Annotated in this window: 16 protein-coding genes; 12 read left to right on the forward strand and 4 right to left on the reverse strand. The window is 37.7% G+C overall.

Annotated elements, in window-relative coordinates:
• Window positions 1-111 precede the first annotated feature (111 nt).
• On the reverse strand, window positions 112-939 hold the full coding sequence (gene amrB, locus HND50_10790; GenBank protein ID NOG45713.1) for an AmmeMemoRadiSam system protein B: 828 nt from the start codon (window positions 937-939) through the stop codon (window positions 112-114).
• Window positions 940-1,437: 498 nt separating this feature from the next.
• On the opposite strand from amrB, the gene HND50_10795 reads away from it, so the two are divergent.
• The 6 genes from HND50_10795 (at window position 1,438) to HND50_10820 (ending at window position 7,867) form a co-directional block, all read left to right on the forward strand.
• Window positions 1,438-2,208: a DnaJ domain-containing protein gene (locus tag HND50_10795; protein NOG45714.1), complete on the forward strand. Its 771-nt coding sequence runs from the start codon at window positions 1,438-1,440 to the stop codon at window positions 2,206-2,208.
• Window positions 2,209-2,339: 131 nt separating this feature from the next.
• On the forward strand, window positions 2,340-2,780 hold the full coding sequence (locus HND50_10800) for a DUF1232 domain-containing protein (protein NOG45715.1): 441 nt from the start codon (window positions 2,340-2,342) through the stop codon (window positions 2,778-2,780).
• A 38-nt stretch (window positions 2,781-2,818) separates the two neighbouring features.
• A complete protein-coding gene (locus HND50_10805; protein ID NOG45716.1) occupies window positions 2,819-3,538 on the forward strand; it encodes a hypothetical protein in 720 nt (239 codons plus the stop codon).
• A gap of 33 nt (window positions 3,539-3,571) precedes the next feature.
• Window positions 3,572-4,702: a hypothetical protein gene (locus HND50_10810; protein ID NOG45717.1), complete on the forward strand. Its 1,131-nt coding sequence runs from the start codon at window positions 3,572-3,574 to the stop codon at window positions 4,700-4,702.
• Window positions 4,703-4,863: 161 nt separating this feature from the next.
• Window positions 4,864-6,714 carry a hypothetical protein gene (locus tag HND50_10815; GenBank protein ID NOG45718.1) on the forward strand — a complete coding sequence of 617 codons (1,851 nt, stop codon included), beginning with the start codon at window positions 4,864-4,866 and terminating at the stop codon, window positions 6,712-6,714.
• Window positions 6,715-6,880: 166 nt separating this feature from the next.
• A complete protein-coding gene (locus tag HND50_10820; protein NOG45719.1) occupies window positions 6,881-7,867 on the forward strand; it encodes a glycosyltransferase family 2 protein in 987 nt (328 codons plus the stop codon).
• Between the two features lie 143 nt (window positions 7,868-8,010).
• Here HND50_10820 and HND50_10825 read toward each other — a convergent pair whose 3' ends face one another.
• Together HND50_10825 and HND50_10830 are read right to left on the reverse strand one after the other, a co-directional pair.
• Window positions 8,011-9,783, reverse strand: a complete 1,773-nt coding sequence (locus tag HND50_10825) for an acyl-CoA dehydrogenase (GenBank protein NOG45720.1) — start codon at window positions 9,781-9,783, stop codon at window positions 8,011-8,013.
• A 90-nt stretch (window positions 9,784-9,873) separates the two neighbouring features.
• Window positions 9,874-10,323, reverse strand: a complete 450-nt coding sequence (locus HND50_10830; protein ID NOG45721.1) for a MarR family transcriptional regulator — start codon at window positions 10,321-10,323, stop codon at window positions 9,874-9,876.
• Between the two features lie 128 nt (window positions 10,324-10,451).
• On the opposite strand from HND50_10830, the gene HND50_10835 reads away from it, so the two are divergent.
• From HND50_10835 to HND50_10845, 3 genes are all read left to right on the forward strand, one after another.
• The gene (locus tag HND50_10835) at window positions 10,452-10,700 is read left to right on the forward strand and encodes a YdeI/OmpD-associated family protein (GenBank protein ID NOG45722.1); all 249 of its coding nucleotides are present in this window, start codon (window positions 10,452-10,454) and stop codon (window positions 10,698-10,700) included.
• A gap of 207 nt (window positions 10,701-10,907) precedes the next feature.
• Window positions 10,908-12,659, forward strand: a complete 1,752-nt coding sequence (locus HND50_10840) for a hypothetical protein (GenBank protein NOG45723.1) — start codon at window positions 10,908-10,910, stop codon at window positions 12,657-12,659.
• A 245-nt stretch (window positions 12,660-12,904) separates the two neighbouring features.
• Complete coding sequence (locus HND50_10845) at window positions 12,905-13,264, forward strand: hypothetical protein (protein NOG45724.1); 360 nt, start codon at window positions 12,905-12,907, stop codon at window positions 13,262-13,264.
• Window positions 13,265-13,283: 19 nt separating this feature from the next.
• Here HND50_10845 and HND50_10850 read toward each other — a convergent pair whose 3' ends face one another.
• Window positions 13,284-14,114: a GntR family transcriptional regulator gene (locus HND50_10850; GenBank protein NOG45725.1), complete on the reverse strand. Its 831-nt coding sequence runs from the start codon at window positions 14,112-14,114 to the stop codon at window positions 13,284-13,286.
• An 83-nt stretch (window positions 14,115-14,197) separates the two neighbouring features.
• On the opposite strand from HND50_10850, the gene HND50_10855 reads away from it, so the two are divergent.
• The 3 genes from HND50_10855 (at window position 14,198) to HND50_10865 (ending at window position 21,400) form a co-directional block, all read left to right on the forward strand.
• A complete protein-coding gene (locus HND50_10855) occupies window positions 14,198-14,392 on the forward strand; it encodes a YwbE family protein (GenBank protein NOG45726.1) in 195 nt (64 codons plus the stop codon).
• An 82-nt stretch (window positions 14,393-14,474) separates the two neighbouring features.
• A complete protein-coding gene (locus HND50_10860) occupies window positions 14,475-17,660 on the forward strand; it encodes a hypothetical protein (GenBank protein ID NOG45727.1) in 3,186 nt (1,061 codons plus the stop codon).
• 170 nt (window positions 17,661-17,830) lie between these two features.
• On the forward strand, window positions 17,831-21,400 hold the full coding sequence (locus tag HND50_10865) for a UvrD-helicase domain-containing protein (GenBank protein NOG45728.1): 3,570 nt from the start codon (window positions 17,831-17,833) through the stop codon (window positions 21,398-21,400).
• The last annotated feature ends 59 nt before the right edge of the window (window positions 21,401-21,459 follow it).

Consider the following 21,459-nt stretch of genomic DNA (forward strand, 5'->3'; position numbering starts at 1 on the left):
ATCATTAAAATAAAAAGCAGAAAATTAGGAGAAAATTGTGTGAGAGGCAATCTGTTGTGTTTTATTTTTTTAGAATTTATGAGAAATGTATGATTTGGTTAACAAAGGATATTAAGAATAGAACATTGCCGAAACATAACCGGTAACCTGGTCTGTGGAATTTCCCATATCGCCGGAATTTCTGTATAATAAAACTTTTGATTTAGTAGCACCTAAATTTTTACACACATTCATGGCAGTTATTACAGCGCCGCCACCATTCATTTCTATGTCGCCTTCCTGAAATTCTTCATTTAATTTAGAGGCGTCAAAATTCCCGATATAGTCGAGTGCATTTTTATCTATTACCGAAGCTTTTTCTCTGGAAAAATGTGTAGATAAATTTGAGCTGGCAATTATCAAAGCATTCTTTCCTTTCAATGCTCCGGATAAAGCTGTTGTGAGTGCGTCAATATTTGCGGAATCCTGATTGCCCATAATTATCGGGATTAGTTTAAAACTATAGAGGACCTGTTGTAAAAAGGGCAGCTGAATTTCAATTCCATGTTCATCCATCTCATGTCCAAGTGTGGATGAAATAAGTGCATCGTTACTATTGGCCAGTTGCCAGACAAGATCTTTATCAATATTTACATCGCCAATTGGTGTTGAGTATGCATCGCCTTTAAATAGAGAAACTTCTTCAAAATAGGTGTGTAGGCTGGTTGAAATTACCACAACATAATCAATGTCCAAATCAAGTATTTGCCGGTAAGCACGGGCGGCAACACCACCACAAACCATCAATTCGTCATTAGGCACAATCAGCCCATAAACGTTGTTGGCTTCTTTTTCAACTTTGGAGCTTTCCAAAAAAACGGCAACTTCACGTTCTAAAATATTTTTTTGCTTTGAATAAAATTTACCGGCTGACCCTGGTTGCCGAATTAGTTTTTCCATTCTTTCGTAAATCCTGGTTTTTACAAACATTTGCTGAACCGATCCAAAATATACATTATTGTGGAAATTGAACAAAGCAAAAAAAACAATTATAATTTAGTTTCAAATATAGATTTATAAGCGTCACGATTAATTAAATCTTAAAAATCATGCCTGTTATGGTCGTATATTATCTATAACAATATTCAGTTTTTGTCAGTCAATTTAAATATGTAAAAGCAAAAAGTATTCCATAAATATATTATTGGAGAATGTTGCTAAATCAAGGCAAAGCAGAAACGATGTTATCAACCTCAAAATTTAATTGTGCAAATCTGTGAAAAAATGCAACACTATATTGAACAGTTTTGAATTATTTTTCTTTTTAGTCGATTAACTGTAAGTTTATTTTCATTTTGTTCGCCGATTGGCGAATAAGCTTTTTGGGCGTAAGAAGAAACTTTTTACATAAAAACTACGAAGACTCTTTCCAGTATAAAAATTTAAGGTGAAGTAAAGATGGGATTTTGGGGCAAGGCAATTGGAGCGAGTTTGGGGTTTGCAGTAGGTGGTCCTTTGGGCGCGGTTTTAGGTGGGGTTCTTGGCCATAGTTATGATTCGCAAAATGGGTACTCTCGGCAATATTTTGAACGGGAGGACCATACCTGGCCGGAAGTAGAGCAGGAGTTTGACAAGCAATATTTGTTTTATGTAAGCCTGGCATCATTGTCGGCAAAAATGGCTAAAGCCGATGGTGTAATTACGTCTGATGAAATTCGCGCTTTTGATCATTTTTTAAGATTTGATCTGCGGCTGGATGTGGATGAACGTAAAAAAATAGCGCTGATTTTTAACGAGGCAAAAAACTCTCCTGAAGAGGCAACGGCGATTGCCAGCCAGTTTAAAGCCTTAATTGGTTATCAACGAGAAGTTTTGCACATGATGATTCAACTACTTTTCAGAATCGCCATGGCTGATGGTCACATGCATCCGGATGAACAGCGCTTTATTGATCAGATGGCTTCAATCTTTCAATTATCCCAGGTGGAATATCAGCAGATACGCGCTTTGTATATTAAGGAAACCGGCAGGGCATATCAGATTTTAGGTGTTACCCAAAATGACTCAGACGATGTGATAAAAAAGGCTTATCGCAAATTGGTGCGCGAATATCATCCCGACAAAATGCAAGCCAAGGGTGTCCCGGAAGATTTTATAAAAGTTGCAAATGAAAAGATGGCCGAAATAAATAAAGCCTATGATGATATTTGTAAAGAGCGGGGAATTTGACAATTGACGATTGATTATTGAAGGATTGTTTAAGATCTTAAATACTAATAAAGATTAAGCGGAGATTAGAAAATCGGTCTCCGTGCTGTTAAAATGAATGATTTAAAACACTCACTGAAATGAGGTGAATTATGGATGAAAAACAAGACGATTTTTACCAAAAGTTAAGATTAAAAATAGCTAACTATCTTGATAAAAAAGATTTTGCTTATGGCGATATTCTTTTACTAGCACCGGATTTTTTTCATCTCCTGGTAAAGCTCTCATTAGATCCGCGTGTAGAAACAGTTAAAAAAGCAAAATTGGCTTTTGCAATCACCTATTTTTTCTCACCAATTGATTTACTTCCGGAAGCAATACTTGGCCCAATTGGTTACCTGGATGATATCGCAGTAGCAGCTTATATTTTAAATGATTATGTAAACAATAATGAGTCAGACCTTTTATACGAACACTGGGCAGGGCAGAGTGATGTGTTAGCATCCATACAGAATGTGCTTACAATGGCCAATCGTTTTTTGGGCGAGGGACTTTGGAAAAGGGTTAAAAATAAAATTGGCGCAAAGTTTTAGTTGCCAAAAGACTCATTTGCTATTCTACTGGAACCGAAATGGCTAAAGCTATATTAGTTTTTTTGTCGCTTATCATTCTAACGAATTGTTCAGATTCAACAAGCTCCAACAGATCACATTATGATCTACCAACTGAGTTCCGTCTATGGCCCGGAAGTGCCTGGGTATATGAATCGGTTTATGAAATTCAAGATACAACTGTCTTTGATACGCTTTATATTTCAAAACAATTTAATGATTATTATGGGTATTCTTGGGAACCTGATGATCACTGGTACTTAGTAAATAATTTTGAAGGAATATTGTTAGTTCATGGACGAGTCAGGTTTAACAATCCTCCGGATACTTCATTTTACCGTAAACCCTATATTTGGGCATTTTTTAATGAAGACACAGGCTCTGTTGATTTTAGTAAATATAAAGATTATAGGATATCAGAAGATAAAATCCATATTGGTATTGAAAATGACATGTCTATTTTTGGTAACTATTATGATGGTTTTGTTCAATCTAATATAGATACAACATCAGAAGACAGGGTTGAATTAAATGTGCTTATCACAAAAAGTGGTTTTTATCAATGGACGCAGTTTTTCCTTGATGGCCGTGTATTACGTCGTATGACAATGAAGAATACTATATTTTCTCCACCACCTGAACCACCCAAAAATAAAAGTTATTTTCCAAAATCCTCATTCAGGGAAGAACTAATTTTAAAATCACTGAATCCCTTGCCATCTTTAAAAACATTTCAATAATATGTTTTGAATTAGAAATAAAACGCTTTTAATATGATCCCCATTAAAAATAATCTAGTTAAACTCCATAAAAAAATTTCAACTCCTGCATTACTTATCGATGAAAAAAAAAGGCAGACTAATCTGGATGTAATGCAAAGGCATGCAGAAAAATATTCTGTTAATCTGCGACCGCACTGTAAAACGCATAAATCGCCAGAATTTGCAAAACAGCAAATCGCATTAGGTGCTAAAGGTATTACCGTGGCTAAACTTTCAGAAGCTGAGGAGATGGCAGCAAATGGAATTGATGATATTTTTATTGCCAATCAAATAGCCCAATCTAAAAAGTTAATCAGCCTTAAAAAGCTTCATGAGCAAATAAACCTGATAGTTGGCCTGGACAATGAACAACATATTAATATCTTGCACGATGAGTTTTGTAAATCCCAAAAGCCATTGCAGGTACGCATAGAAATAGATTGTGGGTACGGCCGATGTGGAATTACGCCGGAAAATGAATACTTAACAAATCTGGCAAAAAAAATATCACAAACAAAATGGCTAAAACTTGAAGGATTGTTTACACATGCCGGGCATGCTTATGCATCAAAATCAAAAAAAGAGATTACCCAGATTGCCCAACAGGAAGCCGGACAAATTTTGAAAGCTAAAAATATATTAAGGCAAAACGGCATTGAAGTTGCAACTATCAGCGTTGGTTCAACCCCGACAGCAAAAGATGTTATTAAAATTCCGGGGATAACAGAAGCGCGGCCAGGCAATTATATCTTTTATGATGGTATTCAGCAAGCCTTGGGAGTTTGCGGATTTGACCAATGCAGTTTGTTCGTTTTATCTACAATTACTTCACAGCCGGCACCTGATAGAATAGTGTGTGATGCAGGTAATAAGGCACTTAACCTGGATCGTGGAGCCCATTCACAGATAACGCTGGATGGATTTGGAACACTTGTCAATCTTGATGGGCAAATAATTAGTGTCTCGGAAGAGCATGGAATTATCAGATTAGACAAGCCCATTGATGTACCGATCGGTAGCCCGCTGTTAATAATTCCCAACCATGCTTGTGTTGTTGCAAATCTTTACGATAAGTACCATGTAATTGACACGGATGCAAATGTGCAAAGACTTCCCATTTCTTGCCGTGGAATGAGCCAATAAAACAGGCAGGACTGACGCAAGTGAAGATGTATCCTGGATGTCATGCTGAGCTTTCGGCGCAGTTCAGCCGAATGGAACGAAGCATCCCTTTAAAAATGGGATTCTTCACTTCGTTCAGAATGACAAAGCTTTTTTGGTTTTAAAGAAAAGAATCCCAAATAATGAAACTAATTTATAAACGAATATTCTTGGCCATGGGCCTTTTTGCCATTACGATTTTTTTCTCGGGCTACCTGGTTTATAAAACCTATGAAAGCCTGGGCGAAGATCTGGTACGGCGAACTGCTTTGCTGATTGGAGATTCAATTAACGAGGTGCTGGCCAATGCAACGGATAAAAATCTTGAATCACTGACTGCAAAAGAAAAACGTACTGTCCGTAGATTAATGCGCTCGTTAACTTCAGAGGCAGGCAACATTATCAATATTCTGCTTATTAATGATAAAATGCGCATCTTGCTTAGTAACGATCCTGCTGTTGAAGGCCTTGAGTACACATCCTCAGAAGAGTTGGCCAATTTGCAGGGAGACCAGCCTAAAGTTATCACTAAAGCCTGGGGTGATAGTATCCGCGTCGTTGATGTTATCCTGCCATTAAAAAGTGAGGAGGACTATGTTTACGGCTATCTACGGCTTGTACTTTCCCAAAAAGGAATTCAAAACTTTTTTTCGGATATCTCGGTTATTTTTGTCCCTCTTGTAATAGTGTTTGCGCTTTTGATTGGATTCACAATTTACTTTATTTCCCGTGCTTATACCCGACCGCTGCAATCAATTGAACAAATGGCAGAAAACCTTAATGCAGGTGATTATGATTATCGAATTAACTATGAAAATAAGGATGAATTTACAGAAACATTTTCTTCGATAAATAAATCTCTGGAAAAAGTAAGTGTTCTAAACGAGAGCTATAAAAAAGCAGAAAAAAGAATCAATGCGCTTTTACAGGTTGTAGATGAAAGCATCATACTTTTGGATCAGTCTAAAGAAGTGATTAGTTACAATGAGGCAGCTGTTGAGCTTTTTCAATGTCCGCTGGAGATTTTGTTTGAGAGCCACTTTAAGCAAGTCCAGAATATGAACCAGGAGTTAAAAAAACTGGTTGAACATGTTTTTGAAAAAGAAGAGCATATCAGAGCAAAGGAAATGATTTTATGGTTGCCCGATGGACGCGATGTTTTAGCCCGGGTTTCCAGTTTTGTTTTTAAGGAAGAAGGTAAACTTTCAGGCATTCTTTTAACAATTAAAGACCAGAAGTTAATTAACGAGCTACAGCGCAATCTTCAGCGCTCTATGAAATTTGGAGTTATTGCCAATCTTGCTTCTTCCATCAGCCACGAAATAAAAAATCCTTTGTCTTCAATGGCTATCCATGCAGAAATCTTGAATGTGCGCATGCAGGATCTGGAGATTGAAAACAAAGATGTTGTTGATAAATCCCTGGAAGTAATTCAAACCGAGGTAAAGAGGCTAAACCGAATTATTTCACAATTTTTTAATCTTGCGCGCATTAAAAAAACGGATTTAATGTTGATCGATGTTAATAAAATTATTGAAGATGTTTTAACCCTTGTCAGCCAGCAAGCTATTGAACGAAACATAAAAGTTGAAATGGATTTAAGTGATAATCTCGAACGCGTTTATGGCGATGCTGACCAGTTGAAGCAGGTAATCTTAAACATCACACTAAACTCATTCCAGGCGATTCATCATGATGGAATAACTAAAATCCGTACATTAATGAAACCGGCATCCATTGTTGTTGAAATTGAGGATAATGGTTCGGGTATGACTCCTGAAACCCAGGAACGTCTGTTTGAACTTTATTACACAACTAAGCACGATGGCGGTGGAATCGGTATGGCGATTTGCAAAAACATTGTTGAAGCCCACGAAGGAAAAATCACTTTTAAAAGCGTAGTAGATAAGGGCACTACATTCCATATTGAATTACCCAGAAAAGATAAAACACAACAGCTGAAAGCATCGGCTGAGCGGAATCAAGTGAAATAATGATGTCTTTTTTGGAATGCATTGACTGTGTCATAGCATGAATCAACACAGTTGATTCTCTCCAAATCAGAGCAAAATTATTCTTTTAACTTAAATTCTGTTGTTAAAACAAGGAATCAGTATTTTAACTACATCTTTAAACTCGACCCCCCTCGTCTCAATAATTATGGCGGTTCAAGATACAGAACCATACTTGCCGGCCTGCCTTGATTCGATCATCGCACAAACTTATACCAACTGGGAGTTGATTGCGGTTAACGATCATTCCACGGATCGAACTCCTGAAATTTTAAAGGAGTATTCAAAAAAAGATAATCGCATTCGCGTATATGATAGCGGCGATAATTATAAACTTATTCCAACTTTACAGGTGGCTTACAAACAATGTCGTGGCGAATTAATAAACCGCATGGATTCTGATGATAAAATGCCAGATTATAAAATTCAGCTGTTGGTGGATGAATGGCAAAAGTATGGCAAGGGGACGATTATTGCAGGGGGTACAGAGCATTTTGTAGACGAAGGTGAAGTTGGCGATGGCTTTCTTCGATATGAGCGTTGGCTGAATGAAGTTGCAAAAAATGGTACTCATTATCAGGAAATTTACCAGGAGTGCGTCATCCCTTCTCATTGCTGGATAATTCATAAAGATGACTTTGACCTGGTGGGTGCATTTGATCCCATCGTCTATCCTGAAGATTATGATCTTTGTTTCCGCTTCTACCGCGAAGGTCTAAATGTTGTTGGAATTGACAGAATTTTGCATTTCTGGCGTGATAGGTCCAACCGTATTTCACGCACTTGGGAGGAATACAAAGACAACCGCTACTTCGATCTAAAACTAAGATATTTTTATGAGTTGGACCGCGATAGAAAGCGACCATTGGTTTTATGGGGTGCCGGGCGCAATGGCAAAGATATGGCCAAATTGCTTCTGGCAAACAATGATTCATTTCACTGGGTGTGCGATAATCAGCGCAAAATTGGTGAGCATGTTTATGGTGTAAAAATGGAACATTTCAATACAATCCCTGAACGAGATAATCCACAAATAATAATTGTAGTTTCATCCCCGGATGGAAAAGTGAGCATTCGAAAACAATTGCAGGAATGGAGAAAAGAACCGGTTAAAGATTTCTGGTTTTTTGCCTGAAGAAATTTCAGTGAGCTATGCAGTAGGTTTCTACAAAGCATATTAAAATGAGATCCTTCACTTCCGTTCAGGATGACAAAACTGGTTTGTCATTCAGAGCGAAACGCAATGCAGCGAAGAATCTCATACAGAAAATTTAAGAGTTAAAAATTATACTTATTATCCTCAATTAGTTTGTCGGCGATACGGCGACGCGCAGCAACAACGTTAAGACCTGCAACTTTTGTAAATCTTTTTAGGCCCATCATCAACCCTTTATTCTCATCGCCTTCTGCAAAACTGTTTATCGCATCAATCCCTTCTTTGTAAATTCTAAAAGAAGCATCATAAACCCAAACATCCAAAATATCTTTGTATAAGCTTAATTTATTTTCATCATACATTTTACTTAGCTTTTGCACCCGCAACATTACGGACTCAGCCGTATAAAGCTGCATAATTATATTAGAAAAGTTGAATAATAATTCCTGTTCCTGCATTAAGGCAACCTGGTACTTTTTCATTGCAGCACCGGCTATCAGTAAAACAGTTTTTTTGAAATTGGAAACAATTTGTTTTTTTGTGGAAAAATAATCTAAATCTTGTTCTTCAGAAGGTTCCATTATTTCTTTTGCCACTTCTTTGGCCGGAGTCAGCAAATCAATCTCGCCTTTCATGCCGCGTTTTAAAATTTCCCCGATTATAACAGTGCGGTTGATTTCATTTGTCCCTTCAAAAATACGGTTGATTCGCGAATCCCGATATGCTTTTTCAACCTGGGTTTCCTGTGAATAGCCCATCCCACCATAAATCTGAACGCCTTCATCCACAACATAATCCAGCATTTCAGAACCAAAAACTTTGCTGATCGATGCTTCAATCCCAAACTGCCGAATGCCCTCAACAATTGCTTTATCTTTTTCCATTCCGCTGTCCTGCAAAGCTTGTGTGGCATTTTCGATGTCATTGCTAATTCGGTAAGTAAGCGATTCATTAGCAAAAGTACGGATAACCTGTTCAGCCATTTTGTATTTCATAGCAGGAAAAGAGGAGATATATTGTCCAAACTGTTTACGCTCATTGGAATACCGGACGGATTCATTGATTACATTTTTACATGCACCAATAGTTGCTCCGGCCAGTTTAATCCGACCAAAGTTTAGAATATATAAAGCAATTTTAAAGCCATTGCCTCGCTCACCCAGTAAATTCTCAACCGGCACTTTTACATCTTCTAAAAAGATTTGAGTTGTAGAGGAACCCTGGATACCCATCTTTTCTTCATCAGGTGCTATTTCAACACCCTCCGAGTTACGCTCAACAATAAAAGCGCTCAGGTTTTTATCATCATCTATTTTTGCAAACACCGTCAAAATATTGGCAATACCACCATTTGTGATCCACATTTTTACACCATTTAAAATGTAGTGTTTGCCATCGTCGCTTAAAACAGCTTTTGTTGTACCGGAATTTGCATCCGAGCCGGCATCAGGTTCAGTGAGGCAATACGCCCCGATGTGTTCGCCGCTTGCAAGTTTTGGAATATATTTTTTCTTTTGCTCCTCATTGCCAAAATAAAGGATTGGTAAAGTGCTGATTCCGGTATGGGCGGAAAAGGCAACAGAAAAAGCAAAACCTTTTCCAATGGCTTCAACCACGCGCATGGAAGTTAAAAAACTTTGTCCAAAACCATCATATTCTTCCGGGACTGAAACACCAAGTAAGCCAATTTCTCCGGCTTCCTTCATTAATTTGTCGAGTAGTTCTCGGTCGTGTTTGTCCAGCTGATCAATAACCGGGAAAACAGATTTATCGGTAAATTCGTGAGCGGTCTGAAACATCATATTCTGTTCTTCATCAAACTCTTCGGGAATAAAAATATCATCCGCATTGATTTCTTTAATCAAGAATTCCCCGCCTTTTAAAATATCTTTCATTTTATTCCTCCGTTTAAATTTGGATTTTTTTAAATGAATTAATGATTGTTCGTACCGTCAAACATTTAATTTTTCTGTAATCAGAATGCTTTATGTTTCTCGATCCATGGCCTGAATTTCGTCAATCTCTTCCTGGATAAGTTCTTTAACATGATTAAATATTTTTAAGAAATTATCTTTTTCAGGCTTACTTAAGCGCCTGGCCATTTTATCATTAAAACTCAGGATAATTTCACTGGCTTTTTTTCTTTTAGCGATACCTTCTTTTGTTAAGAAAACCCTCATCACGCGTCTGTCATCTTCGCAGGTTGTTCTTTCAATCAACCCTTTTTCTTCTATGCTTTTTAACAATCGGCTTAAACTTGTGGATTCTACACCAAGCAATGAGGCTAATTGTGTAACGGGTGTTCCACCTTTTTCAATATTGATGAGGACATATCCAATTACCTGAGAGATATCATGTTGCATTGCTTTAAGGTTGTACATTTTAGCAAGCAGATGCCAGGTTGACTTGATGTGATAATCGAAGGTTTCTTTCATTCTCTTTCCTGTTTTTTACTATGCACGTCAAGTAATTTAAATTCTTTACTATGCATGTCAAGGATTTTAAAATTTTTTACAGGTTTGTTATATATTATCTGCATGTTGGGAATATGAGGATATCAAATATGAAAGAAAAGCGTGCTCGTTTAAAAAGGGATATTTACCCTATGCCAGATTTTGTCAAATTGGCACTGGAAAATAACAAGCTAACGGATAAATATTTTGAAAGACCTCCTTATCAGCAAAATGATTATATTGGCTGGATAACCCGCGCAAAAAGGGAAGAGACAAAGCAGAAACGGCTTAACCAAATGCTTGAAGAATTAAAAGGGGGAAAGATATATATGAAAATGAAATGGAAATCCAAATCTTAGAAAGTAAATATCCGGTAAACGCTGACGATTGCATTAAACACTAATTCTCGGTTCTTCTGAAAAAAATTATTATTTCTCTCTTAAATGCATTAATTTGCCGGAATTTTAAAAGAGAATTTATACGTTGCTACAGCAATTATTTCGTGTAAGGTTTCAAAAGTATATCAAAGGAAATAAATGAATTCACACACTTTTCATATCCCGGTTATGGGAATCGGTTTTACAATTGACACGCCTGTAAAGGTTGCGCACTATGGAATTTCATCCGTTGTTTCGTTGGTTGATGATATCCTGATCGAAAAAATGCGTGCTTTTTACTGTGAAAAATTAAACATACCTTTTCAGGAAATTTCGGATAAAATTGAAGATTTCAGGGCTAAACGGATTACAGCTTATTTAAATCTTATGGATAAAATAGTGGATGAGAAATTTACAGAGCTTAAAAAATCCATTCTTGAAAAAGGCCCCGAAATAGAAAAATATATGGATATGCTCCCTGACTTTGCTTCAATTAAAGAGAAATTCAGAGAGCTGACCGAGGGAGATTATCAACCGAAAGAAGTTTGGGAGTGGGTAAAAGCTAATCTTACCCCCGGAAGCATTGATGTAAATATTATGACCAAACTGGATAAGGTTAATTTCCTTAAAAAGGAAAAACTGCCAACAGAATTTAACGATGCCCATGCCGCGCTGAGAGGATTTGCGGAAAGCAATTTACGTTCTTCAATAATTTTGTCTGCCGGATTAAATGCGCGTTTATTTAGCTACTTTGAACAATTTAAAGATTTCTTCCCGGATAAAACGGGCGATATTAAAAAGAAGATAATTTTAAAAGTTAGTGACTTCAGATCGGCAATGATCCAGGGAAAAGTATTTGCTAAAAAAGGATTGTGGGTTTCAGAATATAGAATTGAGTCTGGTTTAAATTGTGGCGGACACGCCTTCGCAACGGATGGTTTTCTGATGGGACCAATCCTGGAAGAGTTTAAGAATAAGCGTGGAGAGTTGGTTCAAAAATTACACGATATTTTAGTTTCTTCCTTAAAAGAGAAAGACCGCTTTATTCCGGATGAACCAATGCCTGTAAAAATTACAGCACAAGGTGGCGTTGGTACGGCTGAGGAACATCAGCTTTTACTTGATTATTATAATCTTGATTCTGTTGGTTGGGGCACACCGTTTCTTTTAGTTCCCGAAGCCACAAATGTTGATGGACATACACGCGGCTTATTAGAAAAGGCAAAAGAAGAAGATTTATACCTTAGTAATATTTCCCCGCTTGGTGTTCCTTTTAACAGCCTTAAAGGCAATACAAAAGATTTGATGAAAGAGGCTAAAATAGAAAAAGGGAAACCGGGCAGCCCATGTCCAAAAAAGTATCTCGTTTCCAATACGGAGTTTACTGAGCGGGCCATTTGCGTTGCTTCTCGCCAGTACCAGAAAAATAAAATTAGTTTATTGGAACAGACCCATGGCCGCCAAAATGGATTTCAAAAAGAATACGATAAAGTTGTTGACAAATCTTGTATTTGTGTCGGATTAGGTACTTCGGCATTACTAGAAAACAATCTTGATCACAAAGTTGAAGGTCCGGGTGTTTCGATTTGTTCAGGGCCAAATATGGCTTATTTTTCGGAGACCGTGTCTTTAAAGAAAATGGTTGCCCACATCTATGGCAAAGCAAAATTGGTTAAACGAAACGATCGCCCAAATATGTTTATAAAAGAGTTGGAAATGTATCTGGATTATTTGAAAAACAAGATTGATGAAGTCTCCGGCCCTCTTGCAGAAAAACAAAAAAAATATTTTCTTTCATTTCAAGAGAATCTGGATGAAGGTATAAACTATTATAAGGAATCCTTCAGTACATTGTTGGATAAGTTTGGAGATACAAAATCTGGTTTTATTACAAATCTGGAAAATCTTAAAAATAGATTGAATTCTATTAAAGTATCTTAAAAATATCGTGATTATAAAGCTGTTCTAAAAAAGGGGCAGCTTTTTTTTCTCGCCCGCCAGTTTAAGCTGTTACAAAATATATTATTAACCACGGAGGGACGCAGAGAACCACAGAGTAAAATTAAATGTTCTAATACTTTTATATAATAATTTCATCTGTGAAATTCCGTGTTAATCAGTGGTTAAAGAATAACTGCCCAATAGTGACTCCCTTGGAAAGCTTCAACAAAATTAAGGAAAATATTATGGCCGAAGTAATTGATTTACGAGACCTTATGAACAAGATCCAGGAAATGAAAAAGATGGATGCCAACCTGGCCCTGGAATTTGATTGCGTTATCGAAGTAGAAGATATCAATCCTCTTGTAAAAGTTATAAACTATTCCATCAACTATATCTCTCAGCTTACAGATCAACAACTGCAGATTTCACTTAACCAAAGCATGAGTGGTATTACATTAAGTTTTACAGCTTTCACAGAAAAGGAAGATCGCCCGGCTATTAATGAGCAGGTTGTGGAAGCTTTAAAAGCATATCAGGCAGATATTGAGCTAAAAGGTGAAGTGGGTAAATTTGCGCAACTACTCATTTCTTTTGAGAAATAAAAAAATATTATTCTATTATTTATACGAGGAAAATCCCATCTTTTTCCAGGCGGATAAGTTTTTTCTTATATAAAGTACCAACCGCTTTTTTAAATGTTTTTTTGCTCATCTCTAAAATGGCAGTGATTTCGGCTGGATCACTCTTATCAGTAAGACTTAAAAAGCCATTATTGTTTTGCAGTTTTTCCAGAATTTTTTGAGCATTGGGTTCAACATTCCCAAAGCCTGGTTTTTGCAGTGTTACATCAATTTTGTTGTCCGGCCGGATATTCTTAATAAATCCTTCAACTTTATCACCAGTTTTAATTATCTGAAAAATATCGTTATTAAAAATCAGGCCACGGTGCATATTATTGATTATCACATTAACCCCGAGTTCTGTAGCATCCAAAATCAGTAAATCTACCTTTTCCCCTTTTTCAACGAAAACATCATCCTTTTCAAGGAAGCGGTTAAAGTTAGCAGAAGCTACAAGCCTGTCTGTCTGTTGATCCAAATATAAATAGACGACATATTTTTTGCCCATAACCATTTTAGTAGGTTGCTCCTTAAACGGTACAAACAGATCTTTCTCCAAACCCCAATCAAGGAAAGCGCCAAATTTAGTAACCTCCTTTACTGGTAAGTAGGCAAATTCATTTAACAGTATTTTAGGTTTTGCGGTGGTTGCTGTCAGCCGGTCTTCGGAATCATTAAAAATAAAAACATCAATTTCATCACCAATTTTCAAATCGTCTGTAACGTATTTATTTGGCAGCAAAACTTCACGGCCTTGTTGATCTTCCAAATATACACCATTTTCTGTTTCCCGGGCCGCGGTTAGCAGATTATATTTTCCAAGTTCAATCATTTTCTTTTCTTTTATATAAATTGATCATTAAAATATAATCAATAATAACATCACATTATAAATTATAATTTTGGGGAAATGAAATGGACGGAACAAAGCGCAGTAATATTAAACCGGGCGCAGAAGTAAAAATTGTACTTAAAAAAGATCAACGCTCCGGAAACCTTACGGAGGGAGTTGTAAAAGATATTTTAACCAAGTCGCCAAACCATCCGCATGGCATAAAAGTACGCCTGGAAAACGGAGATGTAGGACGGGTAAAAGAAATATTATCTTAATTATCAGGCCATATTTAAAGCTCAATTCTCTCCAGCCATTTTTTTTGTTTGATTCTTTTTGGCATTAATACGACCTTTGTTTATGCAAAATATAAAACTTTTCTGCGGGTCGAACCCCGATTATTACTACTTCCAAAATGAAATTATTAAACGTGTTGAATCCGGCCGTGATAATTGGTTGGCTGTTTTGCCGGTCAACAGGGCTGTTCGTATATTTTCACGCAAAGTGATTGAATATGCGCCCAACCAAATTACAGCCGCTGCCCCTGTTTTTGCTTTCGATACGATATTGCTGGATTTGTATAAGCAAACTCCTTTTAGCAAGACCGTTGTTTCAAAAGACTTAATGGGTTTCCTGATCGAGGAAATCCTAAAAAAACTGTCCGGGCAATTTTCATTTTTACCAAAAACAACTTCTCCACCCAACAGGCTTATCCAAAAAGTTACAAAAATGATAAGCGAGCTGCGCCGTTTTGGCTATTCCGCCAACGAACTTGATTCGAAGAATGCAGAGGACCTGGAAATTGAAATAGACAAATTGGATGATTTTGTTTTAATCCTCCATGAATTGGAAAAGACGCTTGGAGATCGTTATATAGACAACCCGCAGGCAATGCATCAGGCGGCATTAAATCTTGATCAGGAAGCATTTAAAAATCAGTTTCCTAATCTTGAAAATATTTTTATCAGCGGATATGGCCTTTTTACTCCGGCCATGTTTTCATTTATAGAAAAGGCAGCTGCCTGGGTTTCAATATCGATAAAACTAGAATATCTAAAAGGCAACGACGCCTTGTTCGGTCATACAAAGCCCGCATTTGACCGTTTTCAAAATATGGGTGCTGAAATAATTGAATTGTCAGAAAATCAACCGCTGGCCCAGAAATTATTCAATCGTGAAAGAAAAGCAGGGACTTTTAATGCGGGTGATAAAATTGAACATTTTGTCAGCGACAACAGGCAAGAAGAAATCAGGCAAATCGCGCAGTCAATTTTTCAGATTCATAAAAATGATTCAGTTCCTCTTGATAAAATTGCAATCACTTTCAATCCAATGGAGACGTATGTCCCTTCAATCCGGCGGATTTTTGATGAATATGGAATCCCGTTCAATTTATCAACCGGCTACCCATTAAAACAGTCACCGCTAATAAGTACTTTGTTAAGCGTGCTGGATGTGATCGATGAAAATTTTGAATATGGTCGCGTTTCAAACATAATACAATCTCCTTTTTTAAATAAGGAAGGCACAAATTACAATTATCTGTTTAAGGCGATCATAAAAAACCGTATTCGTTTTTTGACCTCTGGTTGGGATGAACGATTGATCAAAAGTATTAACCGCAGTGGTGATCGAATTTCTGAAATCCTGGAACAACAAATCACTCACTTAAAAACTTTCCTTGAGCCCTTTTATAAGTTTGCACCAGGCAAACAACCTGTTTTGCAATATAAAAATGAGTTCCTGGTTTTGTTGGAGCAAAGTGCTGCATTACAATGGTACGAAGCAGAAAACAGCCATTTAAACAATCAGCAAAAAGAACGAGAATTCCGGGCGTATAACCGGTTTATGAAAATACTGGATCAATTTACATGGTCCATGCAAATCCTGTTTGAAGATCGTGCCATTGAGTTCAAAACATGGTATCAGCATTTGCGGTCTGCTGTAAATAATGCTGTTTATAATTTGACAGAGTGGCCAATAGAGGCTGTTCAAATAATGCCTCGTTTGGAAATCCAGGCTATTGATTATGACATCCTTTTTGTCGGTGGCCTTGTTGATGGCGATTTCCCGCGGTCATCTAATGCAGATATTTTTTTGAATGATTTGAACCGCGAAAAAATGGGGTTGGTCGCCAGTGAAGATCTGCTTGCGCAAGATAGGTTCATATTCTACAACTTGCTGGTATCGGCTAACAGGAAAGTGATTCTGACGACACCTCGTTTTTCGGGTGAAAAAGCCTTGGTGCCATCTACCTTTTTGGATGATTTAAGGGAAAGTTGCTCCTTTGAAACAATTACGGATCATGAAAATATTTTTATCAGTTTGCCAAAACTTTGGGAATCATTCGGAACAGCGATTCAGGAACAAGACTTAGAATTGTCATCATCTGCCTTAAAAACCATAGAAGAAAATAATCTGTCCGGATCAATTAATCGTCTTTTAGAAAAAATAGAAATCCAACAGCAAAGATTAATGTTAAGCGCCAAAGCCGGGATTTATGAAGGCCGGTTAACCGGAAACAATAAAATTGAGAATTATTTACAAGGCCGGTTTAAAGAGCACAAATGGAGTATTACCCAGCTTGAAGATTATGCTTTTTGTCCAATGCAATATTTGTTGAAACGCCTTTTTCGCCTTGAAGAATCGCCTGAATTTGATGAAGAGGTCAGCCCTCTTGAACGCGGAAATACAGTACATTCAATCTTGTTCAAGTTTTATATGGAACTGCGCAAGCTTAATTCTTTAAACAACCCACAAAAACATTTTGATCTTTTAAAACAAATAACCCGCCAGGAAATGTCGCGCCTGCCTTTTGATGGATTTTTCTGGGAAATTGAACAAATGCGGTATTTTGGCAAAGAGGGTAAAGCCGGGTTGCTTGAAACTTTTTTAAATATCGAGCGGGAAGAAATTTCAAGGACCGGTTTTATTCCGGCTCATTTTGAATTTTGTTTCGGGGCAAACTATGATCGGGATGTAGATCCGGCCAGTGTGGAAAATTTATTAAAACTGGAGGATGACGACGGCGCTACAATGTTGATTAACGGCAAAATTGACCGAATCGATATTGATCCTAAATCTGGTTTAGCCGCAGTGTTTGATTATAAAACGGGGTCTATTGCCGGTAAAAATGCCAAACCGATTTCAAGGGGCTTGAGCTTTCAGTTACCGGTTTATATTTTGGCTGTGGAGCAGCTGTTGGATTTAGGCCTGGAAGTAGTCTATGGTGCATATTATCAGGTTAAAGATGTTCAAAACTGTAAGCGGGAAGGCGGTATTGCAGATGTTGAAAAATTCCCATTTATAGATAAAAAATCCCAGGCTGCTGTGCCAAACAGGTATTCTGAGCTTGATGGCAAAAAACTGACTTTTGATGAATTGATCGAATTTTCAAGAAGGGAAGCTTTGTCAAAACAAAAAGAATTATTTAGCGCCCACTTTACACACACAAAGTACCCGGATGATAAAATGTGCAAATCTTTTTGTGACTACCGACGCATTTGCCAAAAACTTGTTGCCAAGTTGAAGATGAAAAACAAATAATAATTTCAAAAATATAATCAACTGTTTTTTATGGTTTATAAAAACTCTATTCCACTATCTAAAGATAGTGGCAAATAGAAATAACAATTATTGGTTAGCATTTTTAAGACCCTTAGGTCATGGGCAAAAAAACAAAATTAATTGGGTTTTGAGCCTGCAAAAGGAAAAATTTGAATTTAACACAATCACAACAAGCAGCTTTAGCACTGGATAAAAACATAAGCGTAACCGCAGGTGCCGGTTCCGGTAAAACACGCATCCTGGTAGACAGGTTTTTAAAAATTGCCACAGAACAGCCGAATCTAACCCGGCATATTGTAGCAATTACTTTTACTGAAAAAGCTGCCGGCGAAATGCAGGAACGTATCGCCGAGGAAGTTAACCAGCGTTTGCATAAACCCAATTTGGCAGCGCCGGATAGAAAAAATCTGCAATCAATCCGTGACCAACTTAGTTCCGCTCATATTTCCACGATCCATGGATTTTGCATGCGTATCTTGCGCGAGTTTCCAATTGAAGCGGGGATAACTCCGGACTTCGCTATTCTCGATCCGATCCGGCAGCAAGTGCTTCTTTCAGGCGCCATCAAGGAAGTTTTTAAAGAACTGGATCAGTCGGCTCTTTCGGATACTGAGACAGATTGGTTTCAGTTATTCACTTCATTATCCAGAAAACGTGTCCAGGAAATGCTGGAAACTGCCTTACAAAAACCATTTGAAACCGGCCAGCTAATCAAAAATTTTAAAGACAGGACCAAGGCCGAATATCTTGATTTTCTGAAACAAAAATGGCGGGCCGTCTTTTCGCAATCAGTATCAGGCAATGATTTGCAAGGTGCTGCTATGTTGGTTGATGAAATAATAAATCATGATATGCCTGGCATTAAAACCCCGGAAGCACAAGAGCTGCAAAAATATCTGCGCAACTATCAAAAAACATTTTCAAGTGATCCTGATTCGCTAGAGACCCGCTCAGCTTATCTTGTGTTGGCAAAAAACTTTACGGCAAAAAGTAACAGTAATCCTTATAAAACGCTAAATCAGCTTGGTAAAAAAGAGAGCTGGTCTCCGGCAGCCCAGCAATTGGTTTTGGAATTGAGCACGCTCCTTTCACCGGTAAAGAAAAAAATCAACCAGCTAAATCCGGGATTAGCTCCCGGTGAAACGGACGCTCAATGGTTTGATCTCTTTACGGTTTTTATAAAACTTTTTAAACAGGTAAATGAAAAATTCTGGGTTATAAAAAATGAACAGGGTGTTTTAGATTTCGAAGATTTGCAAATATTCACGGTAAACCTGTTGCGGGAAAATGAAGAAGTTCGCCAAAAACTGCATCAGCGATTCCGCTATATCATGGTGGATGAGTTTCAGGATACAAATCCGATTCAGTGGGAAATTGTCGAATTGCTATCTATGGAAAACGAGCGTCTTGCACCGGATCAGACTTTTGTGGTTGGTGATCCAAAACAATCCATTTATGGTTTTCGTGAAGCGGACATCCGAATTTTTAAAAATGTAGTTCAGCAATTTTCAGATGAATCCGGAAGCCTCTTTGCAGAAACATATCCGGGCAATATTGTTTTTCGTGAAAGTTTCCGTTTTCTGCCGCAGATAAATTCTTTTATAAACCATTTCTTTAGCCAAATTTTATCACTTGACAGCAACAATCCGTTTGAGGTTGGTTATGAGAATCTTTCCGCACAACGCGATGTTCCAGGAAAGGGGGATATCGAGTTGGCTGTTTTTGATGAAGATAATCAAACTTTGTCTGAGCCAGATTTCATGGCTCTGAAAATCCAAGAACTTATGCAACAGAAAGCTCAGGTTTATGAATGGAGTGACGGCAAGGAGCAACCACGTGAAATACGCTATGGTGATATTGCCATTTTAATTCGCGACCGTTCATCGCTTTCGGATATTGAGCAGGCATTCCGCAAACATAATGTGCCTTTTAAAACGGTTGGCGGGATTGGATTTTGGCAGCGGCAGGAGATTTTCGACTTCTATCATATTCTGCGGTTTCTGGCAAATCCAAATGATGATTTTGCATTGGTCGCACTTTTACGTTCCAGACTGTTTTTATTACCCGATACAGCCCTTTTCTTTTTTACAGATATAAAAGAAGATAACTTTTTAAAGCGGCTTGCCATATTGAAGGATGATGACCGCTTATCAGAAAATGAGCGTCAGAAATGTGTAGAGGCCTTTAATTTAATTACACGCTGGGTTGCTTTTCGGGAACGGCTGACTTTGGGTGAACTGCTTAATACAATCGTAGAAGATACGTATTTGTTTGCACGACTCAATGCAGAATTTAGCGGCGAGCAGCGCACGGCAAACCTGCAGAAAATTATTGATCTGGCTGATAGTTTTGATCAATCCGGGCCGGGAGGTTTGCATGCCTTTTTGGATACAATTGATGATTTGATAAACAGGCAGGTTCCGGAAGGTGAAGCATTTTTAGCATTAGAAGATACAGGCAGTGTAAAAATAATGACAATCCATGTTTCTAAAGGATTGCAGTTTCCGGTAGTTTTTACGCCCTTTTTAAATCGTACAATGCGTGGTACCGGAAATGATGTTTTGATTGACCGGGAATTAGGTATGGCTGTCTCTTTAAAAGGAGATGAAGAATATGGAAACAGTGAAAATGAAAACACCCTTTATAACCTTTTGCGCATCCGTCAAAAACAAAAAGAGCTGGCCGAACTAAAACGAATATTTTATGTGGCGGTTTCCCGGGCCAGTGACTGGCTTTTTATGTCTGCCTCGGCAAAAAAGGATAAAAGCAGAAGTGACAGTATGTTTAAATGGTTGGAAGAATGTCTGATCAACGAAGGTAAATCGCCTTATCTGGCCAACACAATCCACTTTGATGGCTTTGATTTAAAGATTGTCCGCGAGTATGAAGTTTCGGATCAGGATTATGCACACTCTCCGGGATTTAGCAAATTGATCGAAACCTTGCGGAACCGGGATGAATTGCCGGAAAGCAATTCTAAAAAAATAAAAATTGCCCGGCCAATTGAGCCAAAATCTTTAGGCAGGATTTTTTCCGCCACCGCTTTAATGACTTTTGTTCGCGATCCGGAAGAGTATTATCAGCGTTATCATTTGGGATATTTTGAGGGCGATTACCAAAAATTTGTAGTGGATGTAAAAAGCTCCGGTGAGATTGACAGCCTGCTTAAAGGGAAAATTGTGCATCGTTTTCTGGAGGTGTATAAATCGGAAGATGAAGAGGCCGGCCTGTTAATTGAGCGAATCCTATTTGAGCATGAAATTTACGATCCGCAAATGACCAATGCATTAACAGGTGAATTAATAAATATCCTGCAAAAAATGCATGGATCGGAAATAGGGCAATCCATTTTAAATGCCCGTGAAACTAAAAATGAAATTTCTTTAACTATGAAACTTGGGTTGGATTTCTTTACCGGAACAATTGACCGCATGCAAAAAGATGAATCTGGCAATTGGCAAATTATAGACTATAAAACAAACCGCATCGGCGAGGCACAATTGAAGGAAGCCGGTGAAGAGTATAAAACCCAAATTGAATCTTATGCGCTATTGCTTTCGCGATTATATCCAAAGCAAACCAGCTATAAGGTGTCGCTCTATTTTTTAACGGTTGATCGATTATATGAGCAGGATTTTTCGCAAGATAGTGTTAAAGAGATTGAAAGTCGTTTTGCTGAAGTGATTCGAGAAATAAAAGAAAGATATCCTGTAACTTAGAGCTAATTAGTATATGGCTATAAAGTCATTTTTTGCTGTCATTCTGAGTGAAGTGCAAC

The organism is Calditrichota bacterium, from assembly GCA_013112635.1.
GTDB lineage: Bacteria > Calditrichota > Calditrichia > Calditrichales > J004 > JABFGF01.

Coding starts and splice junctions, on each gene's coding strand:
- amrB (NOG45713.1), bottom strand. CDS start 939: ATGGAAAAACTAATTCGGCAACCAGGGTCAGCCGGTAAATTTTATTCA.
- HND50_10795 (NOG45714.1), top strand. CDS start 1,438: ATGGGATTTTGGGGCAAGGCAATTGGAGCGAGTTTGGGGTTTGCAGTA.
- HND50_10800 (NOG45715.1), top strand. CDS start 2,340: ATGGATGAAAAACAAGACGATTTTTACCAAAAGTTAAGATTAAAAATA.
- HND50_10805 (NOG45716.1), top strand. CDS start 2,819: ATGGCTAAAGCTATATTAGTTTTTTTGTCGCTTATCATTCTAACGAAT.
- HND50_10810 (NOG45717.1), top strand. CDS start 3,572: ATGATCCCCATTAAAAATAATCTAGTTAAACTCCATAAAAAAATTTCA.
- HND50_10815 (NOG45718.1), top strand. CDS start 4,864: ATGAAACTAATTTATAAACGAATATTCTTGGCCATGGGCCTTTTTGCC.
- HND50_10820 (NOG45719.1), top strand. CDS start 6,881: ATGGCGGTTCAAGATACAGAACCATACTTGCCGGCCTGCCTTGATTCG.
- HND50_10825 (NOG45720.1), bottom strand. CDS start 9,783: ATGAAAGATATTTTAAAAGGCGGGGAATTCTTGATTAAAGAAATCAAT.
- HND50_10830 (NOG45721.1), bottom strand. CDS start 10,323: ATGAAAGAAACCTTCGATTATCACATCAAGTCAACCTGGCATCTGCTT.
- HND50_10835 (NOG45722.1), top strand. CDS start 10,452: ATGAAAGAAAAGCGTGCTCGTTTAAAAAGGGATATTTACCCTATGCCA.
- HND50_10840 (NOG45723.1), top strand. CDS start 10,908: ATGGGAATCGGTTTTACAATTGACACGCCTGTAAAGGTTGCGCACTAT.
- HND50_10845 (NOG45724.1), top strand. CDS start 12,905: ATGGCCGAAGTAATTGATTTACGAGACCTTATGAACAAGATCCAGGAA.
- HND50_10850 (NOG45725.1), bottom strand. CDS start 14,114: ATGATTGAACTTGGAAAATATAATCTGCTAACCGCGGCCCGGGAAACA.
- HND50_10855 (NOG45726.1), top strand. CDS start 14,198: ATGGACGGAACAAAGCGCAGTAATATTAAACCGGGCGCAGAAGTAAAA.
- HND50_10860 (NOG45727.1), top strand. CDS start 14,475: ATGCAAAATATAAAACTTTTCTGCGGGTCGAACCCCGATTATTACTAC.